Source organism: Streptomyces sp. NPDC057543 (assembly GCF_042801895.1).
Taxonomy (GTDB): domain Bacteria; phylum Actinomycetota; class Actinomycetes; order Streptomycetales; family Streptomycetaceae; genus Streptomyces.
In genome coordinates this window covers 1-26,390 of record NZ_JBHVFF010000098.1, presented here as the reverse complement: position 1 = coordinate 26,390, position 26,390 = coordinate 1, and the positions used below count along the sequence as shown (strand labels likewise).

At 69.8% G+C, this 26,390-nt stretch carries 21 protein-coding genes; 19 read left to right on the top strand and 2 right to left on the bottom strand.

Annotated elements, in window-relative coordinates; translation table 11 throughout:
* Positions 1-17: 17 nt before the first annotated feature.
* Positions 18-1,451, bottom strand: a complete 1,434-nt coding sequence (locus tag ACFU8Q_RS18365; RefSeq protein WP_384454660.1) for a cytosine permease — start codon at positions 1,449-1,451, stop codon at positions 18-20.
* 126 nt (positions 1,452-1,577) lie between these two features.
* Here ACFU8Q_RS18365 and ureA point away from each other — a divergent pair, with 126 nt between their 5' ends.
* From ureA to ACFU8Q_RS18275, 18 genes are all read left to right on the top strand, one after another.
* Complete coding sequence (ureA, locus tag ACFU8Q_RS18360; protein WP_384454657.1) at positions 1,578-2,261, top strand: urease subunit gamma; 684 nt, start codon at positions 1,578-1,580, stop codon at positions 2,259-2,261.
* On the top strand, positions 2,261-3,943 hold the full coding sequence (locus ACFU8Q_RS18355) for an urease subunit alpha (protein WP_384454655.1): 1,683 nt from the start codon (positions 2,261-2,263) through the stop codon (positions 3,941-3,943). Before ureA ends, ACFU8Q_RS18355 begins: the two co-directional genes overlap by 1 nt.
* Before the next feature lie 42 nt (positions 3,944-3,985).
* Complete coding sequence (locus ACFU8Q_RS18350) at positions 3,986-5,005, top strand: agmatine/peptidylarginine deiminase (RefSeq protein WP_384454652.1); 1,020 nt, start codon at positions 3,986-3,988, stop codon at positions 5,003-5,005.
* Positions 5,006-5,008: 3 nt separating this feature from the next.
* Positions 5,009-5,560, top strand: coding sequence for a hypothetical protein (locus ACFU8Q_RS18345; protein WP_384454649.1), 552 nt, complete (start codon positions 5,009-5,011; stop codon positions 5,558-5,560).
* Positions 5,557-6,156 (top strand): TetR family transcriptional regulator C-terminal domain-containing protein, encoded by a 600-nt coding sequence (locus ACFU8Q_RS18340; RefSeq protein WP_384454646.1) that lies wholly within the window; start codon positions 5,557-5,559, stop codon positions 6,154-6,156. Before ACFU8Q_RS18345 ends, ACFU8Q_RS18340 begins: the two co-directional genes overlap by 4 nt.
* Positions 6,157-6,360: 204 nt before the next feature.
* Entirely contained in the window at positions 6,361-7,695 is a 1,335-nt protein-coding gene (locus ACFU8Q_RS18335; RefSeq protein ID WP_384454643.1) for an MFS transporter, read from the top strand.
* 279 nt (positions 7,696-7,974) lie between these two features.
* Entirely contained in the window at positions 7,975-9,582 is a 1,608-nt protein-coding gene (gene cimA, locus ACFU8Q_RS18330) for a citramalate synthase (protein WP_384454640.1), read from the top strand.
* Positions 9,583-10,256: 674 nt separating this feature from the next.
* Positions 10,257-11,231, top strand: a complete 975-nt coding sequence (locus tag ACFU8Q_RS18325; RefSeq protein WP_384454637.1) for a LacI family DNA-binding transcriptional regulator — start codon at positions 10,257-10,259, stop codon at positions 11,229-11,231.
* Between the two features lie 333 nt (positions 11,232-11,564).
* Positions 11,565-13,238, top strand: coding sequence for an ABC transporter substrate-binding protein (locus ACFU8Q_RS18320; protein ID WP_384454634.1), 1,674 nt, complete (start codon positions 11,565-11,567; stop codon positions 13,236-13,238).
* Positions 13,239-13,255: 17 nt separating this feature from the next.
* The gene (locus tag ACFU8Q_RS18315) at positions 13,256-14,302 is read left to right on the top strand and encodes an ABC transporter ATP-binding protein (protein ID WP_384454631.1); all 1,047 of its coding nucleotides are present in this window, start codon (positions 13,256-13,258) and stop codon (positions 14,300-14,302) included.
* Positions 14,299-15,279 (top strand): ABC transporter permease, encoded by a 981-nt coding sequence (locus tag ACFU8Q_RS18310; protein ID WP_384454628.1) that lies wholly within the window; start codon positions 14,299-14,301, stop codon positions 15,277-15,279. Before ACFU8Q_RS18315 ends, ACFU8Q_RS18310 begins: the two co-directional genes overlap by 4 nt.
* Positions 15,280-15,282: 3 nt before the next feature.
* Positions 15,283-16,257 (top strand): ABC transporter permease, encoded by a 975-nt coding sequence (locus ACFU8Q_RS18305; protein ID WP_384454625.1) that lies wholly within the window; start codon positions 15,283-15,285, stop codon positions 16,255-16,257.
* A complete protein-coding gene (locus ACFU8Q_RS18300; protein WP_384454622.1) occupies positions 16,254-17,273 on the top strand; it encodes an ABC transporter ATP-binding protein in 1,020 nt (339 codons plus the stop codon). Before ACFU8Q_RS18305 ends, ACFU8Q_RS18300 begins: the two co-directional genes overlap by 4 nt.
* 47 nt (positions 17,274-17,320) lie before the next feature.
* On the top strand, positions 17,321-18,739 hold the full coding sequence (locus ACFU8Q_RS18295) for a GH1 family beta-glucosidase (protein ID WP_384454619.1): 1,419 nt from the start codon (positions 17,321-17,323) through the stop codon (positions 18,737-18,739).
* A gap of 74 nt (positions 18,740-18,813) precedes the next feature.
* Positions 18,814-20,205: a hypothetical protein gene (locus ACFU8Q_RS18290; RefSeq protein WP_384454616.1), complete on the top strand. Its 1,392-nt coding sequence runs from the start codon at positions 18,814-18,816 to the stop codon at positions 20,203-20,205.
* Between the two features lie 164 nt (positions 20,206-20,369).
* Positions 20,370-23,051 carry a SpoIIE family protein phosphatase gene (locus ACFU8Q_RS18285; RefSeq protein WP_384454613.1) on the top strand — a complete coding sequence of 894 codons (2,682 nt, stop codon included), beginning with the start codon at positions 20,370-20,372 and terminating at the stop codon, positions 23,049-23,051.
* A gap of 137 nt (positions 23,052-23,188) precedes the next feature.
* A complete protein-coding gene (locus tag ACFU8Q_RS18280; protein WP_384454610.1) occupies positions 23,189-23,635 on the top strand; it encodes a hypothetical protein in 447 nt (148 codons plus the stop codon).
* A 135-nt stretch (positions 23,636-23,770) separates the two neighbouring features.
* Entirely contained in the window at positions 23,771-24,841 is a 1,071-nt protein-coding gene (locus ACFU8Q_RS18275) for an NAD(P)/FAD-dependent oxidoreductase (protein ID WP_384454607.1), read from the top strand.
* Between the two features lie 139 nt (positions 24,842-24,980).
* Here the strand turns inward: ACFU8Q_RS18275 and ACFU8Q_RS18270 are convergent, their stop codons facing one another.
* A complete protein-coding gene (locus ACFU8Q_RS18270; RefSeq protein WP_384454604.1) occupies positions 24,981-25,598 on the bottom strand; it encodes a YceI family protein in 618 nt (205 codons plus the stop codon).
* 214 nt (positions 25,599-25,812) lie between these two features.
* Here ACFU8Q_RS18270 and ACFU8Q_RS18265 point away from each other — a divergent pair, with 214 nt between their 5' ends.
* Positions 25,813-26,337, top strand: a complete 525-nt coding sequence (locus ACFU8Q_RS18265; RefSeq protein WP_384454601.1) for a hypothetical protein — start codon at positions 25,813-25,815, stop codon at positions 26,335-26,337.
* The last annotated feature ends 53 nt before the right edge of the window (positions 26,338-26,390 follow it).

Below are 26,390 nucleotides of genomic sequence, written 5' to 3'. Positions count from 1 at the left end.
GGCGTCGTCGTTCCTGTTCAGGACACGGCGGACGGCTGCGCCTCCGTATCGGCCGACACCGCGGGTTCCGTGCGCCTGCCGCGCGTCAGCGCCGTGTACGCGACAGCGCCCACCAGGCCCGACAGCAGGAAGCTGCAGTCCACACCGCCGGTCAGGGAGAGCAGCGGACCCTCGTACGAGGGCAGCGAGACGGCGCAGAGGCCCACTGCCGCGCCCAGGGCCCAGGAGGCCGTGGCGGGCAGGTTCCAGCCGGCCGTGTACCAGTAGGCGCCACCGCGCGAGCGCCGGTTGAAGACTTGGAGGGCCTGCGAGTCGTAGACACCGCGGCATCGGACGAAGCCGATCAGGGTGATCACCGCCCACGGGGTGCCGATGGCGGTCAGCAGCAGGACGAACGACGTCATCGCGGATTCGGCGTCCCAGGCGTAGTGCCCGACGAAGACGCACGCCGTGGCGACGCCCGCGACCGCGAAGGTGGCCTGGGGGCGCGAGGCGCGCGGCAGGATCGCATCCAGATCGAGGCCCATGGAGTACAGCATCAGGCCCGCGTTGCCGACCGAACCGGCGGAGGCGGCGAGCAGCAGCGGGATCAGGTACCAGGTGGGGGAGGCGTCGACGAGCGGGCCCGCATAGTCGAGGGCCGCCCGGGAGGCGTACGCCGTGAACGTACCGAAGAGCTGCGGAACGAGCAGACCGATCAGCAGGCCGATCCAGCTCGCGCGCAGTACGGTCCGGGAGGAGTGACGGGCCGGCGAGATGTACCGCGTGTAGTCGCCGAGCAGGGTGATGAACGCGATCGGGCCGCTCAGCCCTGCTGCGACCATGGCCAGCAGCCAGGTCGGCCAGAAGGATCCGAGCAGATAGCCGCCGGTGCCGGGCAATGCGGCGGTGGTGAAGTGCGGGGCGTACGCGACGACGCCCAGGATCAGCAGCGCGCTCATCGCGACGGCGAGGATGCGGGAGAGGCGCAGCAGCATCCGGTAGCCGTAGACCGCGCCGATCACGGTGGCGGCGGCGAGCAGGGCGTACACGACCGCGTACGAGAGCCCCCCGGTCGACAGCCCGAAGAGGCGATGCATGACGCCCACGATCGCGTCGCCGCCGATCCAGACGGTCAGCGCTGTGTAGCCGAGGGCGAGCAGCAGGCCGACGATCGAGCCGATCAGGCGGCCGCGCACTCCGAACTGGGCACCGGAGGACGTGGAGAGGTTGGTTCCGGTGCGCAGCGAGACCAGGGCGAGCGGTGCCGTCAGCAGAGTGCCGAGCAGGGTGCCCGTGATGATCGAGCTCACCGAGGCCCACCAGCCCAGGCCGAAGGAGACCGGGAGCCAGCCGAAGACGATCACGCCCAGGCAGAGATTGGACCCCAGCAGGATCGAGACGAGGTCGCGCGGGGCGCTGGTGCGTTCCGCCTCCGGGATGGTGTCGACTCCGCGCTGTTCTATCGGCATGAGGCCGCCCCTGACGTTCGACAGTTTGAGTGCCGCTCTATGTGAGCCCAAGTTCAGCTCTCCGTCAATGGTTCTCAGATAGGGAATTATTGATTAGAGTGGCGTTCAAATTGGAGGTGTACTGACGTGCGACTTACCCCTACCGAGCGAGATCGGCTCCTGCTCTTCGGTGCCGCCGAACTGGCACGGGCGCGCCGTGCGCGTGGGCTGAGGCTGAATGTCCCCGAGGCGACCGCGCTCATAGCGGACACCGTCTGCGAGGCGGCCCGGGACGGAAAGCGGCTCGCCGAGGCGATCGAGGCCGCGCGCTGCGTGCTGGGGCCCGACGACGTCCTGCCCGGTGTGGCGGATGTGGTCACCGAGGTGCATGTGGAGGCCGTCTTCGACGACGGATCCCGGCTCGCGGTCGTCTCGGAGCCCATCGGGGGAGGGCTCGGCGATGCCGCACCCGGCGCCGTACTGCCCGCACCGCCGCACGCCGAGCCCGAGCCCGCACTGCGGCTGACCGTGCACAACACCGCGACCGTCCCGGTCAGCGTCACCTCGCACTTCCACTTCTTCGAAGCCAACCCGCGCCTCGACTTCGACCGGGCCGCGGCGTACGGAATGCGGCTGTGCGTCCCCGCCGGATCGTCGGTCCGCTTCGATCCGGGCGGCGAGATCGAGGTCGGCCTGATGCCGATCGGCGGCGCCCGGATCGCGATCGGCTTCGCCGGCCTGGTCGACGGACCGCTGGACGCGCCCGGCGCGAAGGAAGAGGCCCTGCGGCGCGCGGCGGCCTGCGGCTATCTGGGAGCGGAGGACGTCTGATGGACCCCAACGAATACGCATCCGTCCATGGACCGCGCGCCGGAGACCGGGTCGTTCTCGGCGACTCCGGCCTGGTGGTGCGCGTCGAGTCGGATGCGCAGGCGCACGGCGACGAGTTCCTGGCCGGCTTCGGCAAGACCGCGCGCGACGGGCTGCACCTCAAGGCCGCGGCCGTACGCGACACCTGCGACGTCGTCATCAGCAACGTACTGGTCATCGACGCCGTTCAAGGCATCCGCAAGGTCTCCATCGGTATCCGCGAAGGCCGGATCCACTCCATCGGACGGGCCGGTAACCCGGACACGCTCGACGGGGTGGACGTCGTCGTCGGCACGGGCACCACGATCGTGTCCGGCGAGGGCCTGATCGCCACGGCCGGTGCCGTCGACACCCACGTCCATCTGCTCTCGCCACGCATCATGGAGGCCTCGCTGGCCTCCGGCGTCACCACCGTCATCGGCCAGGAGTTCGGCCCGGTATGGGGCGTCGGCGTCAACTCGCCGTGGGCGTTGCGCCACGCCTTCAACGCCTTCGACGCCTGGCCGGTCAACATCGGCTTCCTGGCCCGCGGCTCGTCCTCCGGCGACGCACCCCTGGTGGAGGCGCTCGCCGAGGGCGGTGCATCCGGCTTCAAGGTGCACGAGGACATGGGCGCACACACCCGTGCGCTCGACACCGCCCTGCGCGTTGCCGAGGAACACGACGTGCAGGTCGCCCTGCACAGCGACGGGCTGAACGAGTGTCTGTCCGTCGAGGACACCCTGCGTGTCCTGGACGGCCGGACGATCCACGCCTTCCACATCGAGGGCTGCGGCGGTGGACACGTACCGAACGTCCTGAAGATGGCGGGTGTGCCGAACGTCATCGGCTCGTCCACCAATCCGACCCTGCCGTTCGGCCGGGACGCGGTGGCGGAGCACTACGGGATGATCGTCTCGGTACACGACCTCAAGACCGACCTGCCCGGGGACGCCGCCATGGCGCGGGACCGGATCAGGGCCGGGACGATGGGCGCCGAGGACGTGCTGCACGATCTCGGCGCGATCGGCATCACCTCGTCGGACGCGCAGGGGATGGGGCGCGCGGGCGAGACCGTACGCCGTACCTTCGCCATGGCCGGGAAGATGAAGGCCGAGCTGGGCCCGATGGAGGGCGACGGCGCGCACGACGACAACGCCCGGGTGCTGCGCTATATGGCGAAGCTGACGATCAACCCGGCCATCGCGCACGGCCTCGCGCACGAGATCGGTTCGATCGAGGTGGGCAAGCTCGCCGACATCGTGCTGTGGAAGCCGCCGTACTTCGGGGCGAAGCCGCAGATGGTACTGAAGGCGGGCTTCCCGGCGTGGGGCGTGACGGGCGACCCCAACGCAGCGACCGACACCTGTGAACCGCTGGTCCTGGGACCGCTGTTCGGGGGGCACGGCGCGACCCCCGCCGATATCTCGGTGGCCTTCGTGGCGAAGGCCGCGACCGAGCTGGGCTCCGACCTGATGCCGACGCGACGGCGCAGGGTGGCCGTGCGCGGCACCCGCGGGATCGGCCCGGCGGATCTCCGGCTCAACTCCCGCATCGGGGATGTGGCGGTGGACGGGCGCAGTGGGCTGGTCACGCTGGACGGTGCCCCGATGCGCTCGGAACCCGCCGAATCGGTGTCCCTCAACCGCCTCTATTTCCTGTAAGAACACAGCCTTCCAGCACACAGCCTTGAGGAGTCCAACGACATGACCTTCCGTATGCCGCCCGAGTGGGCCCCGCACGAGCGCACCTGGATGGCCTGGCCGGGCCCCAACGTCACGTTCACCGGTGACGACCTTGCCGAGTCCCGCGAGGCGTGGGCCTCGGTGGCCCGGGCCGTACGCCGTTTCGAGCCGGTCACCATGGTCGTCGGGCCGGGCCAGTCGGAGGGCGCCCGTGCCCTCCTCGGCCCGGACATCGACCTGGTCGAGCGCGAGCTGGACGACGCCTGGATGCGCGACATCGGTCCGACCTTCGTCACGGACGGCACCCGATTGGCCGCCGTGGACTGGGTGTTCAACGGCTGGGGCGCACAGGACTGGGCGACCTGGGAACACGACGCGAAGATCGCCCGCCATGTCGCGGATCTCGCGGGGGTCCCCGTGCACAGCTCGTCTCTCGTCAACGAGGGCGGCGGCATCCACGTGGACGGCGAAGGCACCGTTCTCCTCACCGAGACCGTCCAGCTCGGTTCCGAGCGCAACCCGGGCTGGACCAAGGAGGAGGTCGAGGCCGAGATCCACGCCAGGCTCGGCACCACGAAGGCGATCTGGCTGAAGCGCGGCCTGACCGCTGACTACCCGCCCCACGGCTTCGGCACGCTCGGCCATGTCGACATCGTCGCCGCGTTCGCCGGCCCCGGAGTCGTCGTAGTCCACACCCAGCCGGACCCGTCCCACCCCGACCACGAGCTCTGCAAGGAGAACGTGGCCATGCTCGGGGCCCAGACCGACGCTCAGGGGCGTCCCCTGGAGGTCATCGAGGTCCCTGCCCCGACCGTGGTGCAGGGTGAGGACGGTCACTGGGTCGACTACTCGTACATCAACCACTATGTCTGCAACGGTGGCGTGGTGCTGTGTGGCTTCGACGACCCCCGTGACGAGATCGCGGCAGGTATCTTCCGGCGTCTGCACCCCGATCGGACCGTGACCCTGGTCGACGCCCGTACGATCTTTGCCGGTGGTGGAGGTATCCACTGCATCACACAGCAGCAACCTAAGGTCTGATCCATGCCGAGCACCTTCCAGCACGCCGGACAGGGTTATGCGATCGAGCGCTTCTACTCGGTGCCGGACGACGCGTGGTACCTGGAGCTCGCCGAGACGGACCCTCCCGGCCGCACCTTCCTCACCGCGATCGTCGCGGACGAGGACCCGGACCGCACGCCCACGGTCTGCTTCGACGAGCAGACCGGGCACCGGGACATTCCGTACGCTGTCATGACCTGGTTCATGGAAGAGACGGCCGACGAGGTGCGCAGCAGCCGGGGCTGGATGGAGATCGCGCCCGAACTTCTGGGCATGACCGGGCAGTTGCGTCTGCTCCTGCCCGGTCTGACGGCCGAGGACGAGCAGTATCTCCCGCTGCTGGCGATCCTCGCGGAGCTGCTCACCGACGACGACCTCGGCACGGTGCTGTCCGCGGCCTACGACATGGACCCGCGGTCGGTCCGGAGCGACGTGGCCGCGGTCCGCACGGACCGCACACCGCCGCCGGGCGTCGTCGCTGAGCTGCGGGCGCTGCTCGCGGCGGACGGATGGACCGGGGGAGCCGTCCGATGACCCCCGCCCCGCGCCGCCGCAACACCGCCCCGCCCCGCGAGGATGTGCTGGCCGCCGCCATGGCCACCATCGCCGAGCGCGGGCTCGACGGGCTCACCATGGCCGGGCTCGGCCGTGACGTCTCCATGAGCAGCGGTCATCTTCTCTACTACTTCCGCACCAAGGACGAGCTGCTCCTGCAGACCCTGGAGTGGAGCGAGGGCCGGCTCGGCGCCGCGCGGCGGGAGCTGCTGGCCCGGCAGACCTCCGTCCGCGAGCGGCTCGACGCGTACGTCGACCTGTACATCCCCGACGGCCACCGCGACCCGCACTGGACGCTCTGGCTGGAGGTCTGGAACCGCTCGCAGAACGCCGACGCCGACGCGCGGGCCCGGCAGGCCGCGATCGAGGGGGCCTGGCACCGGGACCTCGTGGCGCTGCTGGCGGAGGGCGGATCGCGCGGGGAGTTCCGGGCCGTGGACGCCGACCGGTTCGCGACCCGGCTGCGCGCCCTGCTCGACGGGTTCAGTATCCATGTGGCGATCGGCCTGCCGGGCACCGACCGGGGCAGGATCCTCACGCACGTAAGGGAGTTCCTCGACGAGGCGCTCGGCTGAGACCACCGATCGCCACCCTGCGGCAGCCGCTTCCGCATCGGCACGAGCGCGTCCGGCCGTACCCCGCCGCCGATCCGCTACGGCGGACTGCCCGTACCGAAGCGGCCGTTCCCCCGGCCGTGAACGAAACGCACGTAAGTACGCGCGATCGTTGCCCCGTGCATGGTTGTTACCTTCCCGGTCGGTGGGGCACGGTGACGGACCATGGGACGAGAGCAGTGGAAGAAAATCTGGGTCGGCTCCGCCGGCAACATGGTCGAGTGGTTCGACTGGTTCGTGTACGCGACCTTCGCGGTCTACTTCGCGGACTCGTTCTTCCCCGAGGGCAATGAGACCGCCAACCTCATGAACACCATGGGGATCTTCGCCGTCGGCTTCTTCATGAGGCCCGTCGGCGGCTGGCTGCTCGGCCGGATCGGTGACCGCAGAGGCCGCAAGGCCGCACTCACCCTCACCGTCACCCTCATGTCGGCCTCCGCGATCCTCATCGCCGTCGCGCCGACGTACGACGTGGCGGGCTACGGCGGCGTCGCCGTCCTGCTGGTGGCCCGGCTCCTCCAGGGCCTCTCCGTCGGCGGCGAGTACGCCGCCAGCGCCACGTACCTGACCGAGGCGTCCGCGCCCCACCGGCGCGGCTTCGCCTCCAGCTTCCAGTACGTGTCCATGACCGCCGGACAACTCGTCGGCCTCGGCCTCCAGATCGTCCTCCAGCGCACCATGTCCGACGCGGCCCTGCACAGCTGGGGCTGGCGCATCCCGTTCATCGTCGGCGCGCTCGGCGCCGCGATCGTCTTCTACCTGCGCCGCTCGATGCTCGAGACCGAGGTCTACGCGGAGTCCGGCGCCGCCGAGCAGGAGGACCGCGGCACCCTGAAGGCGCTGTGGCAGCACAAGCGCGAGGCGTTCCTCGTGATGGCGCTGACCATGGGCGGGACCGTCGCGTACTACACGTACACGACCTACCTCACCAAGTTCCTCTCCAAGAGCGCCGGCATGGAGAAGTCCACCGCCTCGCTCGTCAGCTTCTGCGCCCTGTTCGTCTTCATGTGCATCCAGCCGCTGGCCGGAATGCTCTCCGACCGGATCGGCCGCCGGCCGCTGCTGATCACCTTCGCCGTCGGCTCCACCTTCCTGACCGTGCCGATCATGACGATGCTCAAGCACGCCGGCACCTTCTGGCCCGCCTTCGGCCTGGCACTCCTCGCCCTGGTCGTCGTCACCGGATACACCTCGATCAACGCCTGCGTGAAGGCCGAACTCTTCCCGACCGGCATCCGCGCCCTGGGTGTCGCCCTCCCGTACGCCCTCGCCAACGCGCTCTTCGGCGGCACCGCCGAATACGTGGCGCTCTGGTTCAAGAAGGCGGGCATCGAGTCCGGTTTCTACTGGTACGTCGCGGGGTGCGCCGCGGTCTCCCTGATCGTCTACCTGACCATGCGAGAGACCCGCGACATCGACCTGGGCCGGGTCGGCGCCGGCAAGCCCGGACAGGAGCGCTCGGAGCCGTCCGGGGCGACCACGGTCACGCCCGCATCCTGAGACGGGGCAGGGCACGGAGGCGGCCCTGTGCAAGACTGCTTCCGTGCCCTCGTTCGTCATGATTATTGGCAACAGGCGCGCCGGTCCGCAGTGACCGCCCCGTACCACCTACGTGCGGCGCGGCCACCGTGCCCCAGACCCGCGCGCAGACCTCTCGCACCCGCGAGGGGTTTTTTCGTTTTCCGGCCCTCACCTCGGCCGGGGCGAGGCGCGCGGGATGATGGGGGCAAGTGGAGCCAGATCGTCCGGATCCACTCATCCGACAGGAGTCAGACCAGCATGACCACCAAGGCCAAGGCCACCGACGACAGTTTCCACGTCTTCGACACCACGCTGCGCGACGGGGCCCAGCGTGAAGGCATCAACCTGACGGTCGCGGACAAGCTGACCATTGCCCGGCACCTGGACAACTTCGGCGTGGGCTTCATCGAGGGCGGCTGGCCCGGTGCCAACCCCCGCGACACCGAGTTCTTCGCGCGCGCCCAGCGAGAGATCGAGTTCGAGAACGCCCAGCTGGTCGCGTTCGGAGCGACCCGCCGGGCCGGTGGCAAGGCCGCCGAGGACCCTCAGGTCAAGGCGCTGCTGGAGTCCGGCGCCCCGGTGATCACGCTGGTCGCCAAGTCCCACGACCGCCATGTGGAACTGGCCCTGCGCACCACCCTCGAGGAAAACCTGGAGATGGTCCGCGACACCGTCTCCTTCCTGCGCGAGCAGGGCCGCCGGGTCTTCGTCGACTGCGAGCACTTCTTCGACGGCTACCGTGCCAACCCCGAGTACGCCAAGGCCGTCGTCCGCGCCGCCGCCGAGGCAGGCGCCGATGTCGTCATCCTCTGCGACACCAACGGTGGCATGCTCCCCGCGCAGGTCACGGCCGTCGTCTCCACCGTCCTCGCGGACACCGGCGCCCGGCTCGGCATCCATGCCCAGGACGACACCGGTTGCGCCGTCGCCAACACCCTCGCCGCCGTCGACGCGGGCGCCACCCACGTCCAGTGCACCGCCAACGGCTACGGCGAACGGGTCGGCAACGCCAACCTCTTCCCCGTCGTCGCCGCCCTGGAACTCAAGTACGGCAAGACCGTCCTCCCCGAGGGCGCGCTCGCCGACATGACCCGCATCTCCCACGCGATCGCCGAGGTCGTCAACCTGGCGCCCTCCACCCACCAGCCCTATGTGGGGGTTTCCGCCTTCGCCCACAAGGCCGGACTGCACGCCTCCGCGATCAAGGTCGACCCGGACCTGTACCAGCACATCGACCCCGCGCTGGTCGGCAACACCATGCGGATGCTGGTCTCCGACATGGCCGGCCGTGCCTCCATCGAGCTCAAGGGCAAGGAGCTCGGCATCGACCTCGGCGGCGACCGCGAACTCGTCGGCCGCGTCGTCGAACGCGTCAAGGAGCGCGAACTCAAGGGCTACACCTACGAGGCCGCCGACGCCTCCTTCGAACTGCTGCTGCGCGCCGAGGCCGAGGGCCGGGCGCGCAGCTACTTCCGCACCGAGTCCTGGCGCGCCATCGTCGAGGACCGGCCCGACGGTACGCACGCCAACGAGGCGACCGTGAAGCTCTGGGCCAACGGCGAGCGCATCGTCGCCACCGCCGAGGGCAACGGCCCGGTCAACGCACTCGACCGGGCGCTGCGCGTCGCGCTGGAACGGATCTACCCGCAGCTCGCCAAGCTGGAACTGGTCGACTACAAGGTCCGCATCCTCGAAGGCCGCACCGGCACCGAGTCCACCACCCGAGTTCTCATCACCACGGGTGACGGCAGCGGCGACTGGGCGACCGTGGGCGTCGCGGAGAACGTCATCGCGGCGTCCTGGCAGGCGCTGGAGGACGCGTACACGTACGGGCTGCTGCGCGCCGGGGTCGAGCCCACGGAGTAGCGCGGTTGCTCCTCGGCCGTCGGACGGACCCGGCTCCGGGCCCGTCCGACGGTCGAGGACCCGGTGCTACCGGAGATACCACTTCTGGTTGGCCGCCCCGTGCACGTCCAGATCTGGGCGCGGGCCCCGTTCGCCGTCGACCGGTCGGTGATGCGGGTGTTCTCGTCGACCGTGATGTCCGCACCGCGGCCGCCGTTGCCGGTACCGGGGGCGACCGGGGTCTGGGCTTCGAGGCCGCGGGTGACGTGGCGGCCACCGGAGTCGTCGGTGGTGCTCAGGGCGATGTTCACGCTCTCGCCGGCGGCCTGGGGCGTACGGACGAGAGCCCGGTGAGGCCGCCCGTGGCGAGTACGGCGGCGAGCAGGGTCCGTGCGGCTCTTCCTGATCGGATCACGGGCTGTCGCCTTCCTCGGCAGGGCGCGGGGGGAGCAGCCGTCGATCGAGGCGACAGTGAACTGCTCCTGAATGGCCGCGTCAAGGGGGGCGTGCGTTCAGAACCTGAACACACAACGCGACCTGCCTGCACGGGAAATGGGTACGGACCAATGTCGGCGTGAAGTATTGACGGCAGTGCTCCAGCGGGGTTAACTCACGCCGCAACGCCGGAACCGGTTCCGGAACCGGTTGCGGTACCGGTTCCAGCTCCCCGTCACGCCTTGTCCCGGAGGCCCCCGATGCGTGTCACCATCGCCGATGTCGCCCGCGAGGCCGGCGTCAGCAAGACGACCGTGTCCCGGGTCATCAACACCAAGGGCGAAGTGGACGTCTCCACGGCCGCCCGGGTTCGTGAAGTAATCGCACAGCTCGGCTATGTGCCCAGCTCGGGCGCCGTCGGACTGGCCCGCGGCAGCAGCCGTACGGTCGGCATGCTGGTGCCCTCGCTCACCTGGCCGTGGATGGGCGAGGTGCTCCAGGGCGTCGTCGACACCGTCGAGGCCGCCGACTACGGACTGCTGCTCTTCACCTGCAACCGGGGTGCCGAGTCCGTGGAGCGCTTCACCAGTCAGGTGTCGGCGCGCGCCTTCGACGGGCTGGTGGTCGTCGAACCCGAGAACACCCTTGACCACCTGACCGCACTGCACCGCGGCGGTCTGCCGATCGTGCTGATCGACGACCGTGGCCACCACCCCGAATTCCCCTCCGTCGTGACCACCAACCGCGAAGGAGGCGCGGCCGCCGCCCGTCATCTGCGGGCGGCCGGACGCACCAGACCCCTGGTCGTCACGGGCCCCCAGAACTTCGGCTGCGTACGCGACCGGCTGGACGGATTCCGTACGGTCCTGCCCACCGATCTCGTCGTCCACGGGGACTTCACCGAACGCTGCGGACGGCTGGCCGTGGAGCAACTCATGGCGTCCGGTGCCGAGTTCGACTCGGTCTTCGCGCACAACGACATCAGTGCGGCGGGCGTGCTGCGGGCGTTGCGGGCGGCCGGGCGGTCCGTGCCGGACGACATCGCCGTGGTCGGCTTCGACGACATCCCGATGGCCGAGCACACCGAACCGCCGCTGACCACCGTGCGCCAGCCCACCCGGCAGATGGGTGAGACGGCCGCGCGGATGCTGCTCGCCCACCTCGGCGGCACGGCCGTGCCCGACGCACCGGTCGTGCTGCCCACCGAACTGGTCGTGCGCCACTCGGCGCCGTAGCGGTCCGGCCGGCATCCCTGGCCGCCTGCCCCTTCCGCAAGCTCCCGCGCACTACCGGCCCCGCCCCTACGACCGGCATCGCCCGTACCACTGGCACCACCGGCACCACTGGCACTGTCCGCACCATCGGCACCACTGGCACCACTGGCACTGTCCGCACCATCGGCACCATCGGCACCATCGGCACCATCGGCACCATCGGCACCATCGGCACCATCGGCACCATCGGCACCATCGGCACCACCCGCACCGCCCCGTACCGCCTGTACCCGGCGCGCCGAGCGCTGCCCACTTCCCGGATCTCCCAGACCCGCAGTCCCTCATGGAGTCGCCATGTCCGCACGACGTCACGCCACACTGAGAGCGCTCTCGCTCGCTACCACCGTGGTCGCGCTCGCCGCCGGTTGCTCGTCCGCCAACTCGGGTGTCAACAAAGGGGGCGGCGCCTCCGGCGTGCTGACCCTGGGCAAGCCGGACGGGCCGCAGACCAACAACAGCAACCCGTTCCTCAGCACCTCGGCGGGCGCCACGCTCGGCTACCGCTTCATGATCTACGAGCCCCTCGCCATGACGAACCAGATCCGGCCCGCGGACAAGGCCGCCCCCTGGCTCGCGACCGGCTGGAAGTGGGAGTCCAACTTCACCAAGGTCACCTTCACCCTCGACCCCAAGGCCAAGTGGGCCGACGGCAAGCCCCTGACCGCCGACGACGTCGCGTACACCTTCGACCTCCTCAAGAAGCACCCGGCGCTCAACGGCAACGGCATCCCGTTCGACGGGGTCGCGGTGCAGGGCAAGACGGTCGTCCTGACCTTCAAGGACTCCCAGTACGTCAACCAGAACAAGATCATCCAGCAGTTCATCGTGCCCAAGCACATCTGGGAAGGCGTCAAGAACCCGGAGACCTGGCCCAACCGCACGCCTGTCGGCTCGGGCCCGTACAAGCTCAAGACGTTCACCCCGCAGACCACCACCCTGACGGCCACGCCCACCTACTGGAAGGGCGCGACCAAGGTCAAGGAGCTGCGCTACACCGCATACAACGACAACAGCGCGGCGACCACGGCGCTGGCGAGCGGCAAGGTCGAGTGGTCGTTCGTCTTCATGCCGAACTACGAACAGCTGTTCATCGACAAGGACCCCAAGAACCACAAGCTGTGGTTCCCGTCCGGGCTCGGCATCCACGGACTGTGGTTCAACACCGCCCGCAAGCCGCTCGACAACCCGGCGCTGCGCAAGGCCATGGCGATGGTCGTCGACCGCAAGGCGATCTACACCCAGGCCGAGGCGACCCTCTACCCGGAGATCACCAACCCGACCGGCATCCCGCTGCCCGCCGGTGAGTCCTTCCTCGCGCCCGAGTACAAGAGCGCCACCACCGCACCGGACGTGGCCGGAGCCAAGAAGATCCTCGCCGACGCCGGGTTCGAGCTCAGCGGCGGAGTGCTGAAGGACCCGAGCGGCAAGCCGGTGCAGCTCACCTTCACCGACCCGGCCGGCTGGAACGACTACATCACCGGGCTCGCGATCATCAAGGACAACATCAAGCAGCTCGGCATCGAGGCCAAGGTCAAGACGCAGACCGCGGAGGCCTGGGGCGCGGACGTGGCCAACGGCAACTTCGACGCAACCCTGCACTGGACCAACAGCGGCGCCACCCCGTACGACATGTACCAGAACATCATGGACGGCGCGCTGCTCCAGCCCGTCGGCAAGGCGTCCCAGCTCGGCAACTTCGGCCGCTTCAAGAACGACCAGGCCACCAAGGCGCTCAAGGACTTCGCCAACGCCACCGAGGACTCCGCCCGCACCACGGCCATGAACACCCTCCAGAAGATCATGGTCGAGCAGGCGCCGGTGATCCCGACGGCCGCAGCCCCCATCGGAGCCGAGTACTCCACGAAGAACTGGGTGGGCTGGCCCACCGAGGCCGACCCGTACGCCCCGCCGCAGCACACCCAGCCGTCCGCGCTGCAGATCGTGCTTCAGCTCAAGCCCGCCAAGTAAGAACGGGGGGACCGGCCATGACCACCACCACCGATCGGACCGACGACGTCGTGCTCGAAGCACGCGGAGTCGTCAAACACTTCCCCGTCCGCCGCACCGGCCGCGATCTCCTCTCGCGCCGGCGCCGCACCGTCCACGCCGTCGACGACGTCTCGCTGCAGCTCCGGCGGGGCACAGTCACGGCCCTGGTGGGAGAGTCGGGCTCCGGGAAGTCCACCGTCGCCAGACTGCTCGCCCAGCTGTATCCGCTCACCGAGGGCGAGATCCGGCTGGCAGGGAAGGCGGTGAAGGCAGGCCGCGGCCGGTCCTTCCGCGCGTACGTACGTCAGGTCCAGCTGATCTTCCAGGACCCGTTCGCCTCGCTCAACCCGGTGCACACCGTGCGCTACCACCTCACCCGGGCGCTGACGATCCACGGCCGGGAGGCGACCGGGGCCGAGCTCGCCGCGCTGCTGGAACGGGTGCAGCTCACCCCCGCCGCGCAGTACCTCGACAAGTTCCCGCACGAGCTGTCGGGGGGACAGCGCCAGCGCGTGGCCATCGCCCGCGCGCTCGGCGCCGACCCCCAGGTCCTGCTCGCCGACGAGCCCGTCTCGATGCTGGACGTCTCGATCCGGCTCGGGGTGCTCAACCTGCTGAAGGACCTCAAGGACCGGCTGCATCTGGCGATCCTCTACATCACCCACGACATCGCCTCCGCCCGCTACTTCGCGGACACCACGCTGGTGATGTACGCGGGCTGGATCGTCGAGGGCGGTGACAGCGAGACCGTCACCCAGCGCCCCGCCCACCCCTACACCCAGCTCCTCATCGCCTCGGCGCCCGACCCGGACAGGGTGGTCGCCGAGGCGGAGCAGGAGGAGACGGGCAGCGGCGAACCGCCCTCGCTCATCGCCCCGCCCGCCGGCTGTCGCTTCCACCCCCGCTGCCCCAAGGCGATGGAGCGCTGCCGCACCGAACCGCCGCCGCGCTTCGACCTCGAAGACGGTCAGTGGGCGGCCTGCTGGCTGTACGCGGACGACGCGGAAGCCGCCGATGGCCACGGGAAGGAGACCGCGAAGTGAAGTACCTGCTGCAACGGCTCGCCTTCTACCTGGTCACCGCCTGGGCCGCGATCACCATCAACTTCCTGATCCCGCGCATGATGCCCGGCGACCCCGTCCAGGCGCTCATCTCCCGCTTCCAGGGCCAGCTCGACACCAGCGCCGTCAACTCGCTCAAGGCACTCTTCGGCCTCGACAAGCACCAGTCGCTCTGGCAGCAGTACACCGACTACTGGTCGCATCTGCTCGACGGCGACCTCGGGCTCTCCTTCACCTTCTTCCCGACGCCGGTCAGCGAGGTGATCGCCCAGTCGCTGCCGTGGACGCTCGCGCTCGTCGGCGTCACCACCCTGATCAGCTTCGTGCTCGGCACGGGCATCGGGGTCTTCACCGGCTGGCGGCGCGGCTCCTGGATGGACAGCCTGCTGCCCGTCACCACGTTCATCTCGGCCATCCCGTACTTCTGGCTGGGGCTCATCGCCATCGCGCTGTTCGCCGTGAAGTGGCCGCTCTTCCCGGCCGCCGGCGGCTACGACAGTTCCCTCGTGCCCGCCTTCGACTGGCCGTTCATCTCCAGCGCGCTCCGCCACGCGGTGCTGCCCGGCCTCACCATCGTGCTCAGCGCCGTGGCCGGCTGGATCCTCGGCATGCGGAACATGATGGTGACGGTGTCCTCCGAGGACTACGTCATGGTCGCCCAGGCCAAGGGGCTCCCCGAGCGCCGGGTGATGTTCGGATACGCGGCACGCAACGCGATCCTCCCCAACATCTCCGGCTTCGCCCTCTCGCTGGGCTTCATCGTCGGCGGCACGCTGCTGGTGGAAATGGTCTTCTCCTACCCCGGCATCGGCTACCAGCTCTTCCAGGGCGTGGGCGCCAAGGACTACCCCCTGATGCAGGGCGTCTTCCTGATCATCACGCTCTCCGTCCTCGCGGCGAACCTCCTCGCCGACGTGCTCTACATGGTCCTCGACCCCCGTACCCGAAGGGAGGCTTAGGGCATGGCCCCCGCCGCCACCGAGGCCGCCGTGATCGACGCGACCGAGACCCCGGCGCCCAGCAGACGCCACCTGCGATTCCTGCGCGGCCGCAAGACCGTCATCGGCCTCGGCATCCTGTCGTTCTTCGTCGTGATCGCGGTCATCGGGCCGTGGATCGCACCGTACGACCCGGACACCATGAGCAATGAACTGCTCCAGCCACCCTCCGGCGCCCACTGGTTCGGTACCACGCAGACCGGGCAGGACGTGCTTTCGCAGATCCTCGTCGGCACCCGGGGCGTCCTGGTCGTAGGCTTCGTCGCCGGGATCTTCGCGACGATCCTCTCGGTAATCGTCGGGGTCAGCGCCGGATTCCTCGGCGGCACGGCCGACGAGGTGCTCTCGGTGCTCTCCAACGTCTTCCTGGTCATCCCGGGACTTCCGCTGATCATCATCATCGCCAGCTTCGTCTCCGACTCGGGCGATCTGCTGATCGCCACCGTCATCGCCTTCACCTCCTGGGCGTGGGGAGCGCGGGTGCTGCGCGCGCAGACGCTGTCGCTGCGCCGCCGGGACTACATCGAAGCGGCCCGCGCCACCGGCGAGTCCACCTGGCGGATCATCTTCTTCGAGGTCCTGCCGAACCTGACGGCCGTCATCGCCTCCGGCTTCGTCGGCACGGTCATCTTCGCCATCCTCTCCGAGATCACCCTCGCCTTCATCGGCGTCGCGGACATCTCCAACTGGAACTGGGGGACCGTCCTGTTCTGGGCGCAGTCCAACCAGGCCCTGGCCCAGGGCGCGTGGTGGTGGTTCGTCCCCGCCGGGCTCTGCATCGCCCTGCTCGGCATGTCGCTCGCCCTGATCAACTTCGGCATCGACGAGTTCGTCAACCCGCGCCTGCGTACGGAGGCGGGCGCGTCCAGGAAGGTCCGGATGCGGGTCGGCTTCACCCCCGTGGCACGCGGTACGCACGAGAAGGAGACCCGCTCATGAGCAGCGAGCCCGTCCTCAGCATCCGCGGTCTGAACGTGGACTACGGCACCGGGGACGATGCCGTGCACGCGCTGCGCGACATCGACCTCACCCTGCACCGGGGCGAGGTCCTGGGCCTGGCGGGCGAGTCCGGGTCCGGCAAGTCCACGCTCGCGTACGCCGTCACCCGGCTGCTCTCGCCGCCCGGGGTGATCACCGGCGGCGAGGTCCACTACCACCGGCGAGGCGGCGAGGCGCTCGACCTGCTGACCCTGTCGGTTCCCGAGTTGAGGGCCTTTCGCTGGCAGGAGCTGTCGATCGTCTTCCAGGGCGCGATGAACTCGCTCAACCCGGTGCACACGGTCCACAGCCAGCTCACCGACGTACTCAAGGCGCACCGCCCCGAGCTGCAACGGTCCGAACGGACCGGCCGGGCCGAGGAGTTGCTGAGTCTGGTCGGCATCTCCGCCGACCGGCTCGCCGCTTACCCGCATCAGCTCTCCGGTGGCATGCGCCAGCGCGTGATGATCGCGATGGCGCTCGCGCTGGAGCCCGAGATCGTCATCATGGACGAACCGACGACGGCCCTGGACGTCGTCATGCAGCGCCAGATCCTGCGTCAACTGGTCAGGCTCCGCGAGGAGTTGGGCTTCTCGGTCGTCTTCATCACCCACGACATCTCGCTGCTGATCGAGTTCTCCGACCGGATCGCGATCATGTACGGCGGCCGGATCGTCGAGGAGGCCGGCGCCCGCGCCATCTATCAGGACCCCCATCACCCCTACAGCGACGGCCTGTTGCACTCCTTCCCGGCGCTGCACGGCCCCCGCCGCGAACTCACCGGAATCCCCGGCTCGCCCCCGCACCTGACCGCGATGCCCGCCGGCTGCGCCTTCCACCCCCGCTGCGGCAAGGTACTCGACGCCTGCGCCGCCCATGTCCCGGTGCTCGCCGCGCCGGACGGGGACGAATCGCGCACGGTGGCCTGCTGGCTCCACCGGCCGGCCCCCGCCGCCGCTGTGCCACCCCGCCCGTAGCGGCCCCACGCGATCCGACGCGACCTCACGCACACCACAGGAGACCCATGAACATCGTCACCCCGCAGGCATACGCGCGCGAGATCGCCGCCGAGGCCGTCCCGGGCCTGCCCGCCGACTTCCGCTGGGGCGTCGCCACCGCCGCCTACCAGATCGAGGGAGCGGCTTCCGAGGACGGCCGGACCCCGTCCATCTGGGACACGTACTGCAGGGTGCCGGGCATGGTCGTCCGCGGCGAGAACGGCGATGTGGCCTGCGACCACTACCACCGGATGCCCCAGGACGTGCGGCTGATCGCGGACCTGGGCGTCGACACCTACCGGTTCTCGCTCGCCTGGCCGCGCATCCAGCCGGGCGGCCGGGGCCCGGCCAACGCGAAGGGCCTGGACTTCTACCAGCGGCTCGTCGACGAGCTGGAGTCCAGGGGCATCACGCCGTGGATCACCCTCTACCACTGGGACCTCCCGCAGGAGCTGGAGGACGCGGGCGGCTGGCCGGCCCGTGACACCGCCCACCGCTTCGCCGAGTACGCCGCGCTCGCCTACGACGCGCTCGGTGACCGGGTCAAGCACTGGACGACGCTGAACGAGCCCTGGTGCTCGGCCATGCTCGGTTACGCGTACGGCAACCAGGCCCCCGGCCGGAAGAACTTCGGCGACGCGATCCACGCCGTCCACCATCTGCTCCTCGGCCACGGTCTCGCCTCGCGGTACATCCGCGAGACGGCCGCCGCCCGCGGCAACGAGTTCGAACTGGGCATCACGCTCAACCTCGGCACCGCCACCCCCGAGACCGACAGCCACGAGGACGCCGAGGCCTGTCGCCGCGCCGACGGCCTCGGCCGCCGCCTCTACCTCGACCCGATCGTCAAGGGCGCCTACCCCGAGGACGTCATCTCCGACCTTGCCCTGCAGAACGTCGAACTTCCGGTGCAGGAAGGCGACCTGGCCGTCATCTCCACCCCGATCGACGTCCTCGGCGTCAACTTCTACCGGGGCACGCTCTTCTCCGGCGTCACGGAGGAGGGCTCCCCGGTGGGCCTCGACGGTCTGCCCGTCACCCGGGGCGTGGAGCGCGACCTGCCGCGTACCGCGATGGACTGGGAGATCACCCCCACCGCCCTCACGGACCTGCTGGTGCACCTGGAGAGGGACTACGGCGTCCCGACGGTCATCACCGAGAACGGTGCCGCGTTCGACGACACCGTCTCCGAGGACGGACAGATCCACGACGCCGACCGCACCACCTACCTCGCCGACCACATCGCCGCCGTGGCCGCGGCCCGCGCCGAAGGGGCGGATGTCAGGGGCTACTTCGCCTGGTCGCTGATGGACAACTTCGAATGGTCCTACGGCTACGACAAGCGGTTCGGTATCGTCCGCGTCGACTACGACACGCAGGAGCGGACGCTGAAGGACAGCGCCAAGTGGTACCGCGACACGATCAGCCTCACCCGCGACGCGTAGTCCGGTCGGCGCGCGGGAAGCCGGCCCGCGTGGGTGACCGCGCAGGCCTCATCCACCTGGGTTAGCTTCGATATATGCGGAACGGGCTGTTCCTGACCTTGTTGGCCGGCCTGCTGCTGGTCCTGTCGGCGGTCGTGGTCGTCGATGCGCCGACCGCTGCACCCGCCGCGGTCGGCGTATCCACCGTCAACGATGTCGCGCAGGCGCTGCGCAAGAGCCCGGTGTACGTCGACCCGGCCGCCGCCGCCCAGCTCTCCCCGGGCCAGGCTGCCGCCCTGACGAAGAAGATCAAGGACGCCGACAAGCCCGTGTTCGTGGCCGTACTCCCACGGACCCCGGCGTACCCCGAGCAGAACCTGCTCACCACCCTGCGCGCGGACACCGGTATCACCGGCGTCTACGCGGTCCGCCTCGGCAACGGATTCAACGCGGGCGCCGACCCGCGGGTGATGTCCACCCGAGCGGTACAGAACCTGACCGCCGCGGTCAAGACGCCCGGCACGGACACCGACGCCGCGACCCAGCTGAACGCCTTCGTGGACCGGGCCGTCGAACAGGCCCGGGGCAGGGCCCCCGCTTCCTGGGGCGGCTCCTCCGCGGGCAGCGGACCGTCGTCCGCCGTCGGACTGATCACGACCGCCGCGATCCTGGTGCTGGGCGCCGGCACGGCGTACACGATCTTCCGGCGCAACCGGAAGCGCAAGGAGAGCGAGGAGCGGGCCGCGCTCGACAAGCTCCGCCGCGTCGTGGACGAGGACATCACCGCGTACGGCGAAACCCTGGACCGGCTGGACTTCCACCCCGCCGAGCCGGGCGCCGACGACGCCATGCGCGCCGACTACGAGCGGGCACTCGACTCCTACGAGAGCGCGAAAACGCGCATGTCCCGGGCCCGGCGCCCATCCGACGTGCGCGCGGTCACCCAGGCCCTGGAGGACGGCCGGTTCTCCCTCTCGGTCCTTCAGGCCCGCCGCACGGGCGCCGAACCGCCCGCCCGCCGCCCGCCGTGCTTCTTCGACCCGCGCCACGGCCCCTCGGTCGCCGACGCCCGGTGGTCCCCGTCCGGTGGCACGGCCCGCGAGGTCCCGGTCTGTGCGGCGGACGAGATCCGGCTGCGCGAGGGCGAGGAACCGCTGAGCCGCACCGTCGACACGGGCGACGGCCGCCGCCGCCCGTACTGGGAGGCGGGCCCGGCGTACGGTCCCTGGGCGGGCGGCTACTTCGGCGGCGGTCTGCTCCCCGGCCTGCTGGCCGGCACGGTCCTCGGCTCGATGCTGTCCTCCCCGGCGTACGCGGACGAGTACGGCGGCGGAGACTTCGGCTCCGGCGGTGACTGGAGCGGCGGCGATTTCTCCGGTTCCGACTTCGACTCGTCCGGCTTCGACGGCGGGGGTTTCGACGGCGGCGGCTTCGGCGGGGGAGGCGACCTCGGGGGCGGCGGCGGCTTCGACGGGGGCGGGTTCTGAGCCGTTGATCAGCGAACTCTCGGGCAGGTGCGATTCATGCTAGACCTGAAGTTATGTCTGGTATCGGCCGATTCCGGGCGAGGCTACGGCGCACCGTCCGGCGACCACATCGGCACGATGGGGGGCGCTCGGGCCAAGCTCCCCCTGCGCCGCCCGACCGGAACATGACCCACCGCTCCCCGGGGAACGAACTGCGCGCGCTGTTCAGTATGCGCACCCTGGCGGGCCAGGTCTTCTGCCTCGTGCTCGCGCTCGTACTGCTGCTCGTGGCCGCCGCCGCGATCGCGCTGGTGGTGCAGAGCCGCCGCGACAGCCTGCAGGAGGCCAAGCTGCGCACCCTGAGCGTGGCCCAGACATTCGCCGACTCGCCGGGGATCGTGAAGGCGCTGGAAGGCAAGGACCCCACGGCGATCCTGCAGCCACGCGCGGAGGAGACCCGCAAGGAGGCCCATGTCGATTACGTCGTCGTGATGAACGTCCACGGCATCCGCTACACCCACCCCGACCCCGCGCTGATCGGCAAGCACGTCGTCGGCCCGTACAAGGAGGCCCTGGCGGGTCATCCCTTCACCCGGAGCTTCCGCGGCAGCCAGGGGCCCTCGGTCAACTCGGTGGTGCCTGTCGACCGGCCCGACGGGAAGGTCGTCGGCGCGGTGTCCGTCGGGCTCACCGACAAGTCGGTGAACATGGTGGCCGACCGGTCCATCCCGCTCAGTGCCGCCGCGGCCTTGGTCGCCGCGGCGATCACCACGGGCGGCGCGGCGCTCGTGAGCAGACGCCTGCGCCGTCAGACGCATGGCCTCGGACCGGCGGAGATGACCCGGATGTACGAGCACCACGACGCGGTGCTGCACGCGGTCCGCGAGGGCGTCCTCATCGTCGGGGCCGACCACCGGCTGATGCTCGTCAACGACGAGGCCCGCAGACTCCTCGACCTCCCCCCGGACGCGGAGGGCCGTGCGGTCCCGGACCTCGGACTGCCCCCGGCCACCGCGGAACTGCTCGTTTCCGGCCGGACCGCCACCGACAAGGTGCTGCGCAGCGGCAACCGGCTGCTGGCCGTCAGCCTCCGCCCGACGGACACGCGCGGCGCACCGCAGAGCACCGTGGCGACCCTGCGGGACACCACCGAACTCAGCGCGATCACGGGCCGGGCCGAACTCGTGAACGAACGCCTGCTGCTCCTCTACGAGGCGGGTGCCCGGATCGGCACCACCCTCGACGTGACCCGGACGGCCCAGGAGCTCGCGGATGTGGCGATCCCCGGATTCGCCGACGTCGCCACCGTCGATCTCGCTCCCCCCACCGTCCCCGGGGAGCAACCGGCCACGGAGAGCGGATACCCGCTGGACATGCGCCGTACCGCGATCGCCGCCGCGGACCCGGACCAGCCCCTGTTCCCGGTCGGACGAGAGGTCGGCTTCGTTCCCAACAGGACCAGGGCCAAGCGCGTGAACATCGCGGAGTCCGGGCTGGGCATCGAAGTGATCACCGCACTGGGCTGGCGGCACTGGTCCACCGAGCGTGCCAGGGACATCCTGGACTACGGATTCCATTCGGTGATCTCCGTACCCCTGCACGCACGCGGTTTCATTCTGGGCCTGGCCAACTTCTGGCGCGCGGGCGACACCGCCCCGTTCGACGCCGACGACGAGTCCTTCGCCGAAGAGCTGGTGGCACGGGCGGCCGTCAACCTGGACAACGCCCGCCGGTACACACGCGAGCACGAAATGGCCGTGACACTGCAGCGCAGCCTGCTGCCCCGCGACCTGCCCGAACAGAACGCCCTCGACGTGGCCTACCGCTATCTGCCGGCGCGCGCCGAGGTGGGCGGCGACTGGTACGACGTGATCCCGCTGTCGGGCGCCCGCGTGGCACTGGTCGTCGGTGACGTGGTCGGCCAGGGACTCCACGCTGCCGCCACCATGGGGCGGCTGCGTACCAGCATCCACAACTTCTCCACGCTGGACCTCGCGCCCGACGAACTCCTCGGACATCTCGACGAACTGGTCAGCCGGATCGACCAGGACGAAGCGGCGGGCGGCGGCGTCGAGATCGCCGGAGCCACCTGCCTGTACGCGATCTACGACGCGGTCTCCGGGAACTGCTCGGTGGCCCGGGCCGGCCATCCCGGACCGGTTCTGGTCCTCCCCGACGGCACCGTGGAGTTCTCCGAGGTTCCGGTCGGTCAGCCTCTCGGCATCGGCGGCATGCCGTTCGAGGCGGCCGACTTCCACGTACCCGAGGGGAGCCGTCTGGTCCTCTACACGGACGGCCTCGTCGAGCGGCGCGACCAGGACATCGACACCGGTCTGGAGCTGCTGCGCGGCTCCCTCGAGGGTCGCGACCGGACACCGGAGGAGACCTGCGACGACGTGCTCGCCGCGATGCTGCCCGGCCAGCCGAGCGACGACGTGGCCCTCCTCGTGGCCCGTACCCGCACGCTCGACCCCGACCAGGTCGCGCGGTGGGCCGTCGCCACCGATCCGGCGGCCGTCGCCGGAGTCCGCAAGAACGTCAACCAGTGGCTCACCGACCGCGGCCTGGACGAGGAGGCGTTCACCACCGAACTCATCCTGAGCGAGCTGGTCACCAACGCGGTGCGCTACGGCACCGGACCGATCGAGGTCCGTCTGCTCTACGACCGCAACCTGATCTGCGAAGTGTCCGACACCAGCAACACCTCACCGCATCTGCGCTACGCGGCGACGACGGACGAGGGCGGCCGGGGCCTGTTCCTCGTCGCCCAGTTCGCCGAGCGCTGGGGCACCCGCTACACCGAGACGGGCAAGGTGATCTGGTCGGAGCAGACGGTCGGCGAACCGGAGACGGACGAGGGCGCTTGAAGCGCGTTGCGGAAGGCCGTGGGCGTTGTCGCCCGAAATGCCTGCGGAGAGTCGCCGTGACACGCTGAAACGGAGAGTCAGGCCGGTCGCGGCACCACTGGGCCGGACCGACGGCTCTGCCACCCGAGGAGATCGAAATGGCCAGTGACACCACCGGAACCGGAGCGAGCAGTACGAAGCCGAGCCCGACACACGCGCCCACATCCGGTACCACCATCTTGGCGGCAGCCCTGATGATCCTCGGCGGAGCGATGGCGATCTGCGAGGGGATCGCGGCCCTCGCGAAGGGCCATCTGTTCGTCGTGACGCGCCACTACCTGTTCGAGTTCAGCCTCACGGGCTGGGGCTGGGTCCACCTCATTCTGGGCATCGCCCTCGTCCTCGGCGGCCTTGCCGTGCTCGGCGGAGCCCTGTGGGCGCGCTTCTTCGGTGTCGCAGTCGCCGGACTGGGCGCGATCGCCAACTTCCTGTGGGTGCCGTACTACCCCTTGTGGGCCTTGGTGCTGGTCATCATCAACATCATCGTCGTCTGGGCGCTGTGCATGGGCATGCACAGAGAAGCGGACGCGGGCCTGACGGTTTGACGGCGTGGCCCGGGATCGGCTTGTTCCTCCTCGGTTGCAGGGACGCTCGCTCCGATGAATTTGCCGCTTTGGCAACGAAACTTGCTGATGTCGTGTTCTGTCGCGGACGCTCTCCAGTGAATGGAGGTGCTTCTCATGAGCGACATGAGTGACATCAGCGATATGAACGACACGAACGACGCGGATCAGCGGTACGACGTGGTGGTGATCGGCGGAGGAGCCGCCGGGCTGAGCGGAGCCCTATCGCTGGCCAGGGCGCGTCGATCGGTGCTGGTGATCGACGCGGGCCGGCCGCGCAACGCCCCCGCGTCGCACGTGCACAGCTACCTGGGACGCGAGGGCACGCCGCCCTTGGAGCTGCTGGCCGCCGGCCGTGACGAGGTGACCGGTTACGGGGGCGAGATCGTCGAGGGTGCGGTGGTGACCGTCGAGCGGCTGTCCGGCGGCGAGGGGTTCCGTGTCGTACGGGAGGACGGGACCGCTGTCGTGGCGCGCCGGCTCCTGGCGGCCACCGGCCTCGTCGACGAACTGCCTCCGGTGCCGGGCGTGGCCGAGCGGTGGGGGCGCGAGGTCCTGCACTGCCCGTACTGTCACGGCTGGGAGGTCGCAACCCGCCCGATCGGCATTCTCGCCACCAGCCCCCTGGCCGTGCACCAGGCGCTGCTGTGGCGCCAGTGGAGCACGGACATCACCTTCTTCGTCCACACCGGGCCCGAGCCGACCGATGAGGAGTACGAGCAGCTGGCCGCGCGTGGCATCGCCGTGGTCGACGGAGAAGTGGCCGGTCTCGAGGTGGCGGACGACCGGCTCACCGGGGTGCGACTGGTGGGCGGCCGGGTGATCGAGCGCGAGGCCGTCGTGGTCCAGCCCCGCTTCACCGCCCGCGTGGGCGCCCTCGCGAGCCTGGGCCTGACGGCGACCGAGCAGGAGATGGGCGGCCAGGTGATCGGCACGTACATCGCCGCCGATCCGACCGGAGCGACGGTGGTCCCCGGCGTCTGGGTGGCCGGCAATGTCACCGACCCCAAGGGGCAGGTCATCGCTGCCGCCGACGCCGGTCTGCGGGCCGCGGCGGCGATCAATGCGGACCTGATCGCCGACGAGACCCGCCGAGCGGTCGCAGCCCGTCGCGGCACGGCCTTCTCGGCGGCGGCGGAACGCGAAGTCTGCGAGCTGACGTCCGGAGAGCGACGACACGGACTGTGACCGGCCGGTCCGCAAGGGCCGTACGTCGAGCGGAGCCGGCCCGGCTCCGGTACCCACGACGCCGAGCGCCCGCCTTCTGTCCCCGGCGGGGGAGGGGGAAGGCGGGCGCGCTCGGGTCGGGGCGTGAGCTGAGAAAGCGTCAGGCCTGCGGTGCGGCGGCCTTGATGGCGGAGATGTCGAAGTTGAGCTTGACCTTGTCGCTGACCATGACGCCGCCGGTCTCCAGCGCGGCGTTCCAGGTCAGGCCCCAGTCGGAGCGCAGGATGTCCGCGCTGCCCTCGAAGCCGACGCGCTCGTTGCCGTAGACGTCGGTGGCGGAGCCGTTGAACTCCAGGTCGATGGCGAGGGGGCGCGTGACGTCCTTGATGGTGAGGTCGCCGGTGACGCGGTACTTGTCGCCGCCGAGCTGCTCGGCCTGCGTCGAGCGGAACGTCATGAGGGGGAACTTCTCGGCGTCGAAGAAGTCGCCGCTGACCAGGTGGCCGTCGCGGTCCGCGATGCCGGTGTCGACGCTGGCGATCCTGACGTCGATGGAGGCGGCGGAGTTCGCGGGGTTGTGGCCGTCGAGCTTCAGGCTGCCCTCGTGCTCACCGAAGGAACCGCGCACGTTGGTGACCATGGCGTGGCGCACGGTGAAGCCGATGCTGCTGTGCGCCGGGTCGATCGTGTAGTCACCGGTGAGGGCGGCCAGCGCCGGGTCCACGGCGGGGGTGGTGGCGGACGGGGCGTTGTTGTTCTTGCGGTTGAACAGAGCCATGGCTCCTCCTCGGGGGACGTGATCGAGTGGCGGTCGAAGTGGTTGTTTAACCTTCAACGAGATTGACTGTAGCGCCATCTATTTCAAAGTTCAACATCAATGGTCGGATTGTTGCGAAGGGAGGGTCGTCCATCCCCTCACCCTCTGGCGACGCGCGTAGAACTCGGGCACTATTTCCGTGCCCTTACTTGTCATGAGCAGGAGGAGTCCCCCCATGGTGTCCCGCATGACCCTGCGCCCCGTCCTGACCGCCCTCGCCCTAGTCCTCGGTGTCCTCTTCGCCCCCGGCATCGGTGTCCTCGGCAGTGGCGCCACCCAGGCCCACGCCGTCACCAAACTCACCCACGCCCAGGCCACCGCCCGGTTCAGCTCCTCCGGAATCACCTGGTCGTCCTCCGGCGGCTGCTCCAACCGCAACGTCGCCACCTGCACCTCGTTCGACCAGCTCAACCTGGCCACCGCCCAGGGCGCCCAGACCCTCAAGAGCGCCACGGGCTGCGCGCTGAACATCACCGGCGGCACCGAGACGGGCCACGCCAGCGGTACGTACTCGCACTGGAACGGCTACAAGCTCGACTTCGGCAAGTCCACCTGCCTCACCAACTACGTCCACGGCGTCTTCGCCTACATAGGGCTGCGGGGCGACGGCGCTCCCCAGTACAAGTCGGGTTCCGGCAACATCTACGCGGACGAGGGCAACCACTGGGACGTGACGTACTACAACTGCGGTGGTTGCTGACCACCTGCCGCATCCCCATGCACGACTGCCCCCGTTCCGGCCGGAACGGGGGC

Excerpts from the sequence above, each read along its gene's own strand:
- ACFU8Q_RS18295 (WP_384454619.1), top strand. The coding sequence starts at position 17,321 with ATGAACATCGTCACCCCGCAGGCATACGCGCGCGAGATCGCCGCCGAG.
- ACFU8Q_RS18350 (WP_384454652.1), top strand. The coding sequence starts at position 3,986 with ATGACCTTCCGTATGCCGCCCGAGTGGGCCCCGCACGAGCGCACCTGG.
- ACFU8Q_RS18355 (WP_384454655.1), top strand. The coding sequence starts at position 2,261 with ATGGACCCCAACGAATACGCATCCGTCCATGGACCGCGCGCCGGAGAC.
- cimA (WP_384454640.1), top strand. The coding sequence starts at position 7,975 with ATGACCACCAAGGCCAAGGCCACCGACGACAGTTTCCACGTCTTCGAC.
- ACFU8Q_RS18305 (WP_384454625.1), top strand. The coding sequence starts at position 15,283 with ATGGCCCCCGCCGCCACCGAGGCCGCCGTGATCGACGCGACCGAGACC.
- ACFU8Q_RS18320 (WP_384454634.1), top strand. The coding sequence starts at position 11,565 with ATGTCCGCACGACGTCACGCCACACTGAGAGCGCTCTCGCTCGCTACC.
- ACFU8Q_RS18340 (WP_384454646.1), top strand. The coding sequence starts at position 5,557 with ATGACCCCCGCCCCGCGCCGCCGCAACACCGCCCCGCCCCGCGAGGAT.
- ACFU8Q_RS18265 (WP_384454601.1), top strand. The coding sequence starts at position 25,813 with ATGGTGTCCCGCATGACCCTGCGCCCCGTCCTGACCGCCCTCGCCCTA.
- ACFU8Q_RS18365 (WP_384454660.1), bottom strand. The coding sequence starts at position 1,451 with ATGCCGATAGAACAGCGCGGAGTCGACACCATCCCGGAGGCGGAACGC.
- ACFU8Q_RS18290 (WP_384454616.1), top strand. The coding sequence starts at position 18,814 with ATGCGGAACGGGCTGTTCCTGACCTTGTTGGCCGGCCTGCTGCTGGTC.
- ACFU8Q_RS18325 (WP_384454637.1), top strand. The coding sequence starts at position 10,257 with ATGCGTGTCACCATCGCCGATGTCGCCCGCGAGGCCGGCGTCAGCAAG.
- ACFU8Q_RS18285 (WP_384454613.1), top strand. The coding sequence starts at position 20,370 with ATGACCCACCGCTCCCCGGGGAACGAACTGCGCGCGCTGTTCAGTATG.
- ACFU8Q_RS18270 (WP_384454604.1), bottom strand. The coding sequence starts at position 25,598 with ATGGCTCTGTTCAACCGCAAGAACAACAACGCCCCGTCCGCCACCACC.
- ACFU8Q_RS18280 (WP_384454610.1), top strand. The coding sequence starts at position 23,189 with ATGGCCAGTGACACCACCGGAACCGGAGCGAGCAGTACGAAGCCGAGC.
- ACFU8Q_RS18345 (WP_384454649.1), top strand. The coding sequence starts at position 5,009 with ATGCCGAGCACCTTCCAGCACGCCGGACAGGGTTATGCGATCGAGCGC.
- ACFU8Q_RS18275 (WP_384454607.1), top strand. The coding sequence starts at position 23,771 with ATGAGCGACATGAGTGACATCAGCGATATGAACGACACGAACGACGCG.
- ACFU8Q_RS18300 (WP_384454622.1), top strand. The coding sequence starts at position 16,254 with ATGAGCAGCGAGCCCGTCCTCAGCATCCGCGGTCTGAACGTGGACTAC.
- ACFU8Q_RS18335 (WP_384454643.1), top strand. The coding sequence starts at position 6,361 with ATGGGACGAGAGCAGTGGAAGAAAATCTGGGTCGGCTCCGCCGGCAAC.
- ACFU8Q_RS18315 (WP_384454631.1), top strand. The coding sequence starts at position 13,256 with ATGACCACCACCACCGATCGGACCGACGACGTCGTGCTCGAAGCACGC.